This window comes from Infirmifilum lucidum (assembly GCF_014876775.1).
GTDB classification, from domain to species: domain Archaea; phylum Thermoproteota; class Thermoprotei; order Thermofilales; family Thermofilaceae; genus Thermofilum; species Thermofilum lucidum.
The window spans coordinates 1553399-1565345 of the sequence record NZ_CP062310.1; the positions used below are offsets into that span (position 1 = coordinate 1553399).

At 58.1% G+C, this 11947-nt stretch carries 9 protein-coding genes and 1 CRISPR repeat array (1 of these 10 only partly in view); all 9 genes read left to right on the plus strand.

Features of this window, described 5'->3' with window-relative positions:
• Window positions 1–3158: direct repeats of the CRISPR family, unit length 25 nt; unit sequence GAAGAAGTCAAGAGACAATAGAAAG; it begins 3795 nt to the left of the window's first position.
• Window positions 3159–3577: 419 nt separating this feature from the next.
• The 9 genes from csa3 (at window position 3578) to IG193_RS08790 (ending at window position 11928) form a co-directional block, all read left to right on the plus strand.
• Window positions 3578–4186 carry a CRISPR-associated CARF protein Csa3 gene (gene csa3 / locus IG193_RS08750; RefSeq protein ID WP_225876136.1) on the plus strand — a complete coding sequence of 203 codons (609 nt, stop codon included), beginning with the start codon at window positions 3578–3580 and terminating at the stop codon, window positions 4184–4186.
• Between the two features lie 135 nt (window positions 4187–4321).
• Complete coding sequence (gene csa5, locus IG193_RS08755) at window positions 4322–4696, plus strand: type I-A CRISPR-associated protein Csa5 (protein ID WP_218042142.1); 375 nt, start codon at window positions 4322–4324, stop codon at window positions 4694–4696.
• Complete coding sequence (cas7a, locus tag IG193_RS08760) at window positions 4696–5694, plus strand: type I-A CRISPR-associated protein Cas7/Csa2 (protein ID WP_192818793.1); 999 nt, start codon at window positions 4696–4698, stop codon at window positions 5692–5694. Before csa5 ends, cas7a begins: the two co-directional genes overlap by 1 nt.
• Before the next feature lie 10 nt (window positions 5695–5704).
• Window positions 5705–6442, plus strand: coding sequence for a type I-A CRISPR-associated protein Cas5a (cas5a, locus tag IG193_RS08765; protein WP_192818794.1), 738 nt, complete (start codon window positions 5705–5707; stop codon window positions 6440–6442).
• Window positions 6439–7662, plus strand: coding sequence for a type I-A CRISPR-associated protein Cas8a2/Csx9 (gene cas8a2, locus IG193_RS08770; protein ID WP_192818795.1), 1224 nt, complete (start codon window positions 6439–6441; stop codon window positions 7660–7662). Before cas5a ends, cas8a2 begins: the two co-directional genes overlap by 4 nt.
• A 44-nt stretch (window positions 7663–7706) precedes the next feature.
• On the plus strand, window positions 7707–9413 hold the full coding sequence (gene cas3 / locus IG193_RS08775; RefSeq protein ID WP_192818796.1) for a CRISPR-associated helicase Cas3': 1707 nt from the start codon (window positions 7707–7709) through the stop codon (window positions 9411–9413).
• A gap of 18 nt (window positions 9414–9431) precedes the next feature.
• Window positions 9432–10136 carry a CRISPR-associated endonuclease Cas3'' gene (locus IG193_RS08780; RefSeq protein ID WP_192818797.1) on the plus strand — a complete coding sequence of 235 codons (705 nt, stop codon included), beginning with the start codon at window positions 9432–9434 and terminating at the stop codon, window positions 10134–10136.
• Window positions 10137–10523: 387 nt separating this feature from the next.
• Window positions 10524–11327: a metal-dependent hydrolase gene (locus IG193_RS08785; RefSeq protein WP_225876137.1), complete on the plus strand. Its 804-nt coding sequence runs from the start codon at window positions 10524–10526 to the stop codon at window positions 11325–11327.
• 460 nt (window positions 11328–11787) lie between these two features.
• Complete coding sequence (locus tag IG193_RS08790) at window positions 11788–11928, plus strand: hypothetical protein (RefSeq protein ID WP_192818799.1); 141 nt, start codon at window positions 11788–11790, stop codon at window positions 11926–11928.
• The last annotated feature ends 19 nt before the right edge of the window (window positions 11929–11947 follow it).

Sequence of the window (11947 nt, forward strand, 5' to 3'; positions counted from 1 at the left end):
AGAAAGGTTGTTGACAAGACGTGGTACTGCAGAGTTCTCTGGGAACCAGAAGAAGTCAAGAGACAATAGAAAGTACTGCACGGGCCTAGACGACGCTACCCTCGGGCCCGAAGAAGTCAAGAGACAATAGAAAGATAGTTATTTTATAGGAGCAGGGGGGGCCGCTGGGAATGAATTAAGAAGAAGTCAAGAGACAATAGAAAGGACATCAATAACCACAAAGCGGTTCAGCAACGGTTCTGGGAGTGGAAGAAGTCAAGAGACAATAGAAAGTGTAACATTCCCCGCTTTCCCGAGAGCGGCCTTGACGGCAGAAGAAGTCAAGAGACAATAGAAAGTTTCCCCGGGAAAGAGAGGGAAAAAGAAAAAGAAAAAAAAAAGAAGAAGTCAAGAGACAATAGAAAGCCTCCCCCGGCTCCACAGACACTCTGGAGAACGCGGCGAGGGAAGAAGTCAAGAGACAATAGAAAGGCGGGCGGCATAGAGATCCCGTACAGCCCGACGCCACGCGTGGGAAGAAGTCAAGAGACAATAGAAAGGCCTCCGCGAGGGCCCCGAGACTGTCACGGGGGGCAGGTATGAAGAAGTCAAGAGACAATAGAAAGCCTGGGCCATCTCCGGCCTCACCACTGTTATTATATCCCTCGAAGAAGTCAAGAGACAATAGAAAGTCCTCGTGGAGGAGAGGTAAACAACTGCTGACAGAGAGCGGAAGAAGTCAAGAGACAATAGAAAGTGGGAACAGTCCGTCGTCGCTGGCGAAGACGAAAGCCGTGAAGAAGTCAAGAGACAATAGAAAGTCCAGGTACGCGGCCAGTTCGTTGATTATTTCGATGATGTTGAAGAAGTCAAGAGACAATAGAAAGTGGCTAGCCTCGCCGCCGAGCCGCTACCACCGGATCCTTACTGAAGAAGTCAAGAGACAATAGAAAGTAACAAAGTTCCTATAGAATCCATCGGTATCTCCTCTGCTAGAAGAAGTCGAGAGACAATAGAAAGATCACCGACAACAACCACAAATCCACATAAAAAACTGAAGAAGTCGAGAGACAATAGAAAGGCCTGTGTACCCGGCCTGATAAACACTTCCCCGAATAACCTGAAGAAGTCAAGAGACAATAGAAAGTTCGAATTCATCTTGGTTGAAATCGAAAGTGAATTTTGAAGAAGTCAAGAGACAATAGAAAGGAGTGGCAGTGACATTATTAAGTCGACCAAATCAGAGGAAGAAGTCAAGAGACAATAGAAAGGCCCACGTGCGCCTAAAACATTTAAATAACTCTTTTTGAAGAAGTCAAGAGACAATAGAAAGCACGAGTCCCGGGACTTTCCCTGCCTCCTTTAATTTAATGAACTCCGAAGAAGTCAAGAGACAATAGAAAGCGTGATACTGATTGTCTGAATTACTTGCTGTGCTACGGCAGAAGAAGTCAAGAGACAATAGAAAGGCTTCAGAGGCCGGGCCTCCCCTCCCTCGAGGCCCTCAGCAGGAAGAAGTCAAGAGACAATAGAAAGTTTCGCAATGAAAGGCGATATGGCCCAATAACTGGCCCGCCAGAAGAAGTCAAGAGACAATAGAAAGCATGTTGGGATCGTAGTGTACGTCGAAGGCTGCCAGGGGAAGAAGTCAAGAGACAATAGAAAGCCGGCTCTGGGGCAAACAACTGTTTTAATAACTTTAAAAAGAAGAAGTCAAGAGACAATAGAAAGACTCCACGACAGCCGACCTACGCCTCCTACGGCGCCGCGGCGAAGAAGTCAAGAGACAATAGAAAGGAAAGAAGGCGTGCATGTACACTGCCTCTGTCTTCCCGGAAGAAGTCAAGAGACAATAGAAAGTACCAATTTTTGTGGTCTCGACGGCCTCTTCAAGGAGGAAGAAGAAGTCAAGAGACAATAGAAAGTTCCTCGGAGAAGGACAAGACAGTGTCTGGGACACGAGGAAGAAGTCAAGAGACAATAGAAAGTCTTATAATTAACGATGAAAAAGCGCAGTTGTTCCTTTTGAAGAAGTCAAGAGACAATAGAAAGTGCAAAAATTTTCCCGCGGCTATCAATTAACATTCTCGCGAGAAGAAGTCAAGAGACAATAGAAAGGGAAGGCCTATGTCGAGCTAGTCTTCCAGCGCCCGGACGGAAGAAGTCAAGAGACAATAGAAAGCCATGCTGCAGGCCACCGGCATGCACCCCGCGCTGGTTCGAAGAAGTCAAGAGACAATAGAAAGTTACCCCCGTAAGCCACGAGGACGTACGTCCCGTTCGGCACGGAAGAAGTCAAGAGACAATAGAAAGCATGGAGACTGCTCACCTCCTCTCCTCGTGGAGGAGAGAACAAGAAGAAGTCAAGAGACAATAGAAAGTCGAGAGCAGGGCCATGGCCGCGCCCGCCGCAGCGGCTGACGAAGAAGTCAAGAGACAATAGAAAGGACAAGCCAGCGAATCAATGTCTCATTGATGCGCTCTGGAACCTTGGGAAGAAGTCAAGAGACAATAGAAAGCCTGGAACGCCTTCCCGGCCTGCGCCAAGGAGACAAGCGGAAGAAGTCAAGAGACAATAGAAAGGGGTGTGTCGGCCTCGGCCAGGGTCACCTGGGAGACGTTGAGGGAAGAAGTCAAGAGACAATAGAAAGATAGACTCCGGCTTGCCCGCCGCGAACTATACACTCGACGGAAGAAGTCAAGAGACAATAGAAAGTTTCCCATAATTTATGATGGTTTTTTCTCTGTTTCATGCTAGAGAGAAGAAGTCAAGAGACAATAGAAAGCCCAGGAGTAAGGTGGTCTTGGTTCCCACTTTCGTCTGAGAAGGAAGAAGTCAAGAGACAATAGAAAGGCAGGCCTCGTACTGCGCCGCTGGAACACCTGGGAGAAGAAGAAGTCAAGAGACAATAGAAAGGGTGTATTCGTAAATGATTCGTGGCTTGCATTAGACATTTTGGAAGAAGTCAAGAGACAATAGAAAGTTCGAACCTCCACACCCCGTGGAGACGGTCGTAGACGTACCGAAGAAGTCAAGAGACAATAGAAAGACGCCAGCTCGGTCGCCGGCGCCGGCTTCAGTTCAGTGAGAAGAAGTCAAGAGACAATAGAAAGTGTTAAAGTATACATTCACATCATCAACTGCATTCTTGAGAAGAAGTCAAGAGACAATAGAAAGGTTGACGTAATAAACGCCCTGAACTGTCACCACCTTAAGAAAATGAAGAAGTCAAGAAGACAATAGAAAGGAGCACGTTGAGCGCATGAAAAGACTCGGGGAGATGCCGCTGAAGAAGTCAAGAGACAATAGAAAGCCATGAGGGCGCGGAGAGGCGTTACGCGTACTAAGACGCCGGAGACAATTGTGAAGAAGTCAAGAGACAATAGAAAGAGGAGGAGTTGTTTGGGCAATATCTCCTTTGGGCCATTGGAAGAAGTCAAGAGATGATAGAAATAGGCAATCCGGGGGCAAAGTAAAATAAAATAAATAGGATGGGAGGCTGTTTCTTGCCGTCCTGGCCTGTGTGGCCGGCGGTGGATAGGTATTTTTGCCTTCTCGCCGTTGTCTTCGGGGGTGGTGGGCTTGGGCAGGCTGTTCGTGATAACGCTCGGCTTCGACGAGAAGTTCGCGGTGCGCGCGCTGATGAGGCGTGGCGTGGGGTGGGATGACGGCGTGGTCGTGTTCGTGCCCCGGGAGGAGGTGAGGGACGAGAGGGCTGAGAGGGCCCTGGACGCCCTGAGGAAGATCGTGGAGGGCCTCGTGGGGGGCGGGCTGCGGGAGGTCGAGCTGGAGGTCGGGGATCTCGTCAGCGCTGTCTCCGCTGTCCGCTCCACTGTTCTCTCGTACGGCGCCTCGGAGGTCTACGGGAGCCTCGGAGGGGGGATGAGGGCCCTCGTCGTGGAAGTCCTGCTTGGGCTGCTGATGCTCGAGGGCGTCAGGGTCTACGTGGACATCGACCTGGAGAGCGGGAGGGGCTACGTGAGCGTGCCCCTCCACGTCTTCAAGGCCCCGAGGAGGGAGAGGTGGGCCTCAATCCTGAGGCTCCTGGAGGCCGGGGAGGGCGTGCGGGGCGTGGCGGCTAAGACGGGCCTCTCCCCGGCCACTGTGAGCCGGGAGGTCAGGGAGATGAGGGCTTTCGGCCTGGTGGACGACGAGCTGAGGGTCACGGAGGCCGGGCTCCTCTACTTGCGCGTGCACTCCTCCTGAGCCGCAGCCCCCTCGACCCCTTGAAACAGCCTCTCTTTCTGTTTCATTTTTTAAAAACAATTATACTATTGTTGCACTGTGTTTAGACTCTCAACGAAACAAAAGTTTTTTATAGGGGCTTTGGATATTATAATTATGGTGGCAAAAACCATGGGCACGGAGGTAAGTGGGTTGGAGGAGTTCGAGAGCATAGTCAGGGTGCTGCGGTTCTTCGCCGCTACGCGCAACTACAGCTTCCTGGACAGGATTGGAAACGCCCTCAACCCGGAGACTGTGGAGGTCGCGCTCCGAGATGCTCTGAGGACTTTCTCCTCGATCTACGACGCGTCGCCGGCCGACGAGAAGGGCCTCAAGTACTACGAGTACGAGGAGGGGAGGAGGATTCGCCTGCCCGCGAAGCCTAGCGAGGGCGAGGTCGCGGCCTTCCTCAGGGCGGTCTGGCAGGACGTCGGGGTGGCCAGGCGCGTGGCGATAATGGCCATGAGCGTCCCCGCTAGGGAGGAGAGGTGATGGGCGTGGTCACGTTCCTGAGCGTGGGCGTCAGGTTCGAGGCGAACGTCGAAGCCCTCAACATGGTCGAGGTCAGCGGGAACTACGCCAGGCACAGGAGGGTTCCCTACGTGATCACCGAGGGGGGCAGGCTGAAGGTCGTCTACGTCCCAGCGGTGAGCGGCGAGAGCATCGCGCACGGGTACCAAGTGGCCCTCGCGGAGGAGGCCAAGGCGCTCGGCCTGCCGGTCTGCTCCTACTGCTCTATCGGCGAGTTCCTCAAGTCCATGGACGAGGAGCACGCTGCCGAGAAGTTCGACGGGAAGGTTCCCAAGCTGAGCGGCAGGAGTAAGAAGGAGGAGCTGGTTAGCGTCGTGGGGGAGATAGAGTCGGGCATCGTCAGGAAGTGCGTGGTCGAGGACGTCGGGGGCTTCCTCTACGCCGGGAACCCGCCGGTGAAGAGGACTTCGCGCTTCATGGTCAGCTACGCCCTGCCCATAAAGTCCGTGGCCACCTACGCCACGCTCGAGCCCCAGCTACACGCGCGCCACGCGAGGACGGCGGGCGAGAGGAGGGAGGGGGCCGCCGAGCAGATGATCTATTACGTCGAGACGGGCACCGCGGTCTACGGCTTCACGTTCAACCTGGACTTCGCCGGGGTAGGCGTGAGCAGCTACAGCGGGCGCGCCCTCGTCGACGACGTCAAGAAGAGGCGGCTCGCCGCGGCCAGGGCACTCTACAGGGTGCTCTCCTCGCAAGGCTTCGGGGCCAAGCTCTCGCGGTTCCTGCCGGGCGGCGGCGCCGTCGCCATGGTCGCGACCCTGACGGAGAGGCCCTTCACTGTGACCTCGCCTATATACGACGGCTTCGCGGAGTCGACGAGGGAGAGGCTCGAGAGGGTCAAGGCGACTTTCGGCGAGAAGGGCTACTACTTCGAGATGGGCAAGGACGGCCTCAAGACCCCCGAGGACGTCCTCTCGGCCGTCATCGAGACGCTGAAGAAAGAGGGTACGATATAGGGGGTTTAAATTGGCCGGCTCTCTTTCTCTACGCTACGTCCTAGCCGAGGTGAGGCCGCACGGGGTAGTGTCCCTCAGAGTCCAGCCCCAGAGCAAGGCCAGGGCCAGCCTGAGGTACCCCTCCCTCACCTCGCTCTTGGGGGCCATCTCCTACCCGCTCGCCCGCGAGGACGGCAGAGAGGTTGTCGCCGCTGACGGCTCCGTCGAGCCCAGGAGCGCGGAGTTCAGGCGCCTCTTCGAGCACATTGCCGCGGAGGTCGTGGGCGAGGGCTACACTTACGGCTCGCTCTACAAGATCAACGAGTACTACAGGGGCAAGGCGCTGCAGGCCGTGAGCGCTCTCTCGAACACCTTCCTCTACGGCGAGCAGGACTACAGGATCCGGATCCTCTACGTCCTCGCCGGCGGCGTGGGCGAGGGGGAGGCGAGGCTTGTCGAGAGAGCGGCCTGGGGCATCTCGAGGCTGGGCTCCCGCGAGTCCGTGGTCAGCGTCGAAGGCGTCTCGTCCGGCACGGGCAGGGTGTACGAGTCGGACTCTGTAGAGACTACTTTCTCCTTCGAGGTGAGGGACGGCATGGCCATCAAGGGCTCCTACGAGCTCATAGCGTCCCCCGACTGGCGCTCCGGGCCTCTCAGCGACATTAGCCGGGCGGCTAGGAAGAGGGTCGCGTACCCAAGGGGGAGAGTGAGGGTCGAGGGCAAGGGCCTGAGGGTGTTCGAGTTCGAGGAGGGGGTGGCGATCCTGTGACTGTCTCCCTGACTACCGGTCTGTTCTCCGAGCTGGTCTCGCAGGGCCTGGCGTACCTCTACGTCTACAGCCTCTACGGCGTCCCCCTGGACGACCCCAGCGTGGATCAGCGGGTGGCCGACATCTTCGAGTACGTGGTAAAAGAGCTTGAAAGGGATAAGGAGTACCTGGCGAGTAGCGAGGTGGCCGGGCACTTCAAGTCGCACTACTTCGCGGGCGACAGGGGAGTCCTCCTGCGCTGGTACGGCGGCGGGGAGCAGCCTGCCCAGCACACCGAGCTCATGCTCTACGTGATGAAGGGGACTGCCGGGTTGCTTAGGCAGGGCCAGGTCTCCTTCGCGAAGAGCATGCAGGCCGTCAGCGGGCTGAGCTACGGCGTACCCTTCAAGGGCCTCATGGCAATTCCTCCGGCGATCATCAAGCAACCGGAGTTTTACGAGAAGCAGACGCTGTTCCTCAAGCCGACGAGCGGCCCCGACGCCGACATAGAGGTCGACCCCGTCTGGTTCGCCGTGCTGGCGCTGGGCTTCATGCTCGGCTTCGGCGGCTACTACGACGGCGCCTACCACGTGTTCACGAAGCCCGGCCTGCCCCCGACGCTCGAGGGAGTTTCCGCGGTGCCCCTGGACAAGCTTAAGGACATAGTCGACAGCTTAAGTACTCTCACGGCCGCCAGCAGGAGGGAGAGGCCTACGACCGTGTCGGAGGAGATATTCGCGCTCCAGCTGTCGATTGCCGTGGCCAAGTCCGAGCGCGCGCTGCCGCGCGAGGTCTTCCCGTTCTGCCTCTACGAGATCGAGTACATAGCGAACACCTACACTCTGACTAGGAGCGTCTTCGTGAACATCGAGCCCCTGGTAACCTACTTCGAGAAGTACTACGAGGTTCTGAGGAAGGAGGTTACCGGGCTGAGCAAGGAGGAGGCCCTCAAGCCCCTCAAGGCTGTCGTGGGTCTCGCGGCGCGGGAGCTGTCGGAGCGCTTCAAGCAGAGGGCTTCGAGGGAGGCGGGCGAGCCGCTGGCCTACCTATTCGTAAAGGACTTCTACAGGGCGGTGATGTCCGGTAACGCCAGGCTCCTGGAGGAGTCGCTCCTCAGGTTCCTGAGGGAGCTCGACGTCGCCCTGCACGCCAGGGAAGTGCCGAGGGAGTATAGAGACGATTTGCAGAGGTTCAGGGGAGAGCGCAACGTCAAGGCTATGGTGGAGGCCGTGCTCAGATAGAAGCCAAGAGGCGGTAGAAAGAGAGACGATGGAGGGGTGGTGGAATGGCGCCCGGGAACTTCCTGCTCGAGTCCTACAGGCTCGTCGAGAGGGCTGCCAGGCGGGAGGGCGACGCGAGGAGGCCGCTGCTCGAGCGCTTCTTCGAGGAGGCGGCCCGGCGCCTAGAGGAGTCGGGAGACGGTAGGAAGAGGGAGGGTAGGGCCTTCCTCGCTGTGGTCAACGCGCCCACGGGCTACGGGAAGACTAGCCTGAGCCTGGCCTCTGCGGCCGCGTCGGCCCTGGACGCAAGCCTCTTCCCCAAGGTGATACACGTGCTGCCGCTCAGGTCCATAGTGGAGGACGTGGCCGGGAGGGCTGGGGCCCTGCTCGGGCCGCACGCTGTCGGCGTGAAGATGATGGGGGTCAGCGTGGAAGTCTTCCACACCTACCCCCTGAACGTCACGACAGTCGACACCTTCACTTTCGACCTCCTGAAGCTGAATACGAAGAAGCTCAGGAGGATCAGGGCGGGGGAGGAGTTCGGCTACGACTTCCTGACGCAGGCCAGTATCCTGAACTCCCTGGTCGTGCTCGACGAGGCGCACTACGCGCTGGAGGAGGAGTACATGAGGGACGTGTTCTACCTCGTTCTCGATTTCCTCCTAAGCGTGAAGGTTCCCGTCGTCGTCATGACCGCTACCCTGTCGAGGGGCTACGAGGAGCTGTTGAGAGCCCTCGCCGAGTCCAGGGGCGTCGACTACTTCAGGCTCGAGCCCGATGCCAGCGACCCCTACGTGGTGGAGCAGGCCCGCAAGGACGTAAGGGTGGAGTTTATGAGCGAGGAGGAGGCGCTGGGTGCGGCCAGGAGTCAAGAGATAGTGGAGAGGGGGAGGGTGCTGGTCGTGGCCAACAACCCCTACAGGGCCACCTGCATCTTCGAGAGGCTCAGCAGGAGGGGCTTGAAAGCGCTACTCCTCCACGGCAAGATGACCCCGTCGCACAAGAAGAGGGTTCTCGGCCTAGTTGAGGAGATGGAGAGGCGCGGGGAGAGCTTCGTGCTCGTCGCCACGCAGGTCGTGGAGGCTGGCGTGGACGTGAGCTTCGACACCCTGGTTACGGATCCGGCGCCGGCGTACAGCCTCATCCAGAGGGCGGGGAGGGTTGCGAGGAGGCCGGCGGAGAGGAGCGGCAGGATCATAGTCGTCGAGGACGGCCCGGCAGAGCCCTACGACAGAGTGAAGGTCTTGAGAACCCTCGAGTGGCTCGAGGAGAATCGCGACGTTTTCAACCCGCGAGTTCCGGGCACGTACTCTGACTTGCTGGCCCGAGTCCACGGGAGCAGGTCAACCGAGGTTCTTCCGGGCAGCTCGAGGCTCAGCGGGGTCAAGCTCGAGCTCTTCGACCCCCTGAGCAGGAGCTTCGACGTCTTCGAGGAAGTAGTCGAGATTGTCAAGAGGGAGCCTTTCCTAAGAGAGTTCAACCTACCCGTAGAGGTGGGCGGGGAGACCGTCCTCCTCACCCCCCGCGAGGCCTACGACCTCTACGAGCGGGGGCTCCTCCGAGTAGGCGGTGACGGGCTCGAAGGGGAGGAGCCGGGGGACGGTAGAAAGGAAGGGATAGACTTCTACGAGCTGGCCAAGCAGGTGGCGCTCGGCAAGGATGTTAGACTGGAGTTCGCCGGCTCCTACGACCCCGTTAGGGGGCTGGCAGAGTGCCGGGCGATAGATGACGAGAAGGGGTCAAGAGACAACAGAAAGGGAAGGGGGAGTTAGCGGGTGAGGGGGGCGGGCGTGGAGTGCGCGGCATACTTCAAGGACGGCCAGCCGGTTCAGTCGATGAGGGAGCACGTGCTCGGGGGGCTCGGCTACATCGAGAGGAACTACCTCTCGCGCAACTACGGCGCGTACCTCTCGCGGCTAGCCAGGGCGGCGGGGCTCGGGGCCGACGAGGCGCTCGCCCGGAGGGCCCTCGTGGCGTCTTACGTGCTCCACGACGCCGGCAAGCTGCTGGAGTACTTCCAGAGGAGGCGCAAGGACTTCAGGGGGCACGAGTTTTTCTCGGCCGCTATCGTCGTGCGCTGCTGCGGGCTGGAGGGCCTGGAGCGCGCCGCGGCTATTGCCGTGCTGCTACACCACCACACAATGCAGCGCGACGTCGGCTACCGCGGGAGCAATATCAGGATGAGGGAGGAGTGCGCGGCGGAGCTGGAGCGGATCCTCGAGGAGCACGCCGGCATCCGGGCCGTGCTGCCGCGGGAGCTGAGCGTGCAGGAGGTCAAAAGGGTGAGTGAGGACTTGCTCAGTATCAAGTACGATGACTGGCCCCTGGTGAGGGTCGTCTACGCCATCCTGGAGCCCCTCACTCTCGCCGACCACTACGCGGCTAGGCTTAGGGGCGGTGAGGGGACTCTTCTGGGCGGCGAGGCCGAGAGGGTCGAGCGCGCCATCGCGTCGTTGCGGCTGAGCTTCTCCGCGACCGGGCTATCGCGGCCCTGACCGGGTACGGCTGGCCGAGGGCGGGGGGCTGGGCCAGTCCTGCCCAAAGCGAGGGAGAACTGGGAGTCGGAGTGCGGAAAGGCGTGAGAGAGGGCGTCGTGGAGGGGGCCGCCGGGAGGGCTCGGAGGGGCAGGCGGCTGGTTTTTGTCCCAGTATTGTCCCAAACGATCTCTGAAAATAAAGTAACGACGTGTTTTATTTTCATTTGTCCCAACCTATTTCAACGCATTTATGTAAAGTAAACCAGGACAGTTTGTGGAGGGCCGGGGGGCTTGGGCGGGCTGGCAGCTGCTGGCCACGGCCTGAAAGCTCTCCTGTGCTGGCCCATGCCGCGCTCGTGGCTGTGGTAGTCACTTTTTTTATCGTGGTTTTCCTCCTTGTCTTGTGATGATGGCGAGGGGCCACGTCGGGCTGGCTCTTGCGCTGTACTCCCTTTTCCTGGCCCTCTACCCCGGCAGGCTCTCCGACATGTACGTCTTCATCTTAATGATGGTGTACGTCGGCTTTGCCACGCTGCCGGACATCGACATAAGGCTGCTGGTAAAGCACAGGGGGGTCACGCACAGCCTGGTCGGCGCCGTGCTCTCGGGGCTCTTCGGCTTGGCGATAACGTACCCGGCTTACCCGAACCGCCTGGACTACGCGCTGGTCAGCTTCGCCGGGGGCTTCGCGGCGACGCTCACGCACATGCTCGGCGACGTGTTCACCTACAGCAAGTTCAAGCCGCTCTACCCGCTCTCCCACAAGGAGGTCGCCCTCGGGCTGTTCGCGTCATCCGACCCGAGGGTGAACAACATCCTCGCGAGGGCCGGGCTCTCGGCGTTCACTGTAGCGTTCATGCACAAGGCAATGGTCGACACCGGGGTGTACGAGAACATACCTCTAGGCGCAGCGTTGCTGTGGGCAGTAACGCTGGGTGCTGTAGGCGCAGTACTCTCCGGTCAGTCCCCCAGGGCTGTGTCCAGCAGGCTCTTGAAGGCAGTGGAGCTTGCGCCCAACCCCCCGACTGCCAGGCGCGCCCGGTCAGCAGACGACTACTTCAAGAGAGTGGACGACTACTACAGGAGCATTGAGAGGTCGTTGAACAACTACTATAGGAGTGTCGAGAGGTCGTTGAGCGATTACTATAGGAGCTTCGAGAGCTCGTTTAGCGGCTCTACAGGGGGCAGGAAGAGGAGGAAGAGAAAATAGGAGTATTTTCCCGTTTTCTTTTTCCTCAGCTTTCCGATAAGTATACAGGTGTTCTAGGGTGTGCTGGGCTTTAGCCTAGAACTTTTACGAGCAATCCTGCGGTTGTAGGGGCCCGTCGCCGTGGAGCGCGGGGGCTCAGGTGGGCCATTCCAGACGGGGGTGTTGCCGGGATCCTGGGGGCTGGCGCTAGCGAGTAACGGGCAGCAAGGCATATTTACCCGTTTTTAAAATGGAAACATAGTGGAGGCTTGCTTGTCCAGAATCTCTAACTGGATGAGTGCTGGAGCGATGAATGATTTAAAGCTATTAATTTTACAAACAATTACTCAAATACGTGTTCTCTTGTAAAAAGTAAAATGGCCATTGCAAACTAGCTTTAAAATGGAATTAAAAACTAGGATTTTATGATCAAAATGCAAAACTCTTATCAGCGAGGGCCTCTGCTAGAGCCACGATAAGCATGAAGGCGTTGGTGAGAGTACTACTGGAGCAGCTGAAGAGCCCCGCCATACTAGTCCCGCTCGTGCTACTAGTGCTCTCCGCGGCCACGGGCCTCGCAGACCCCAAGAACGACCCGTTTCCCACTCCCAACCAGGGGTAAGGCTTAAATTATCGTTTTC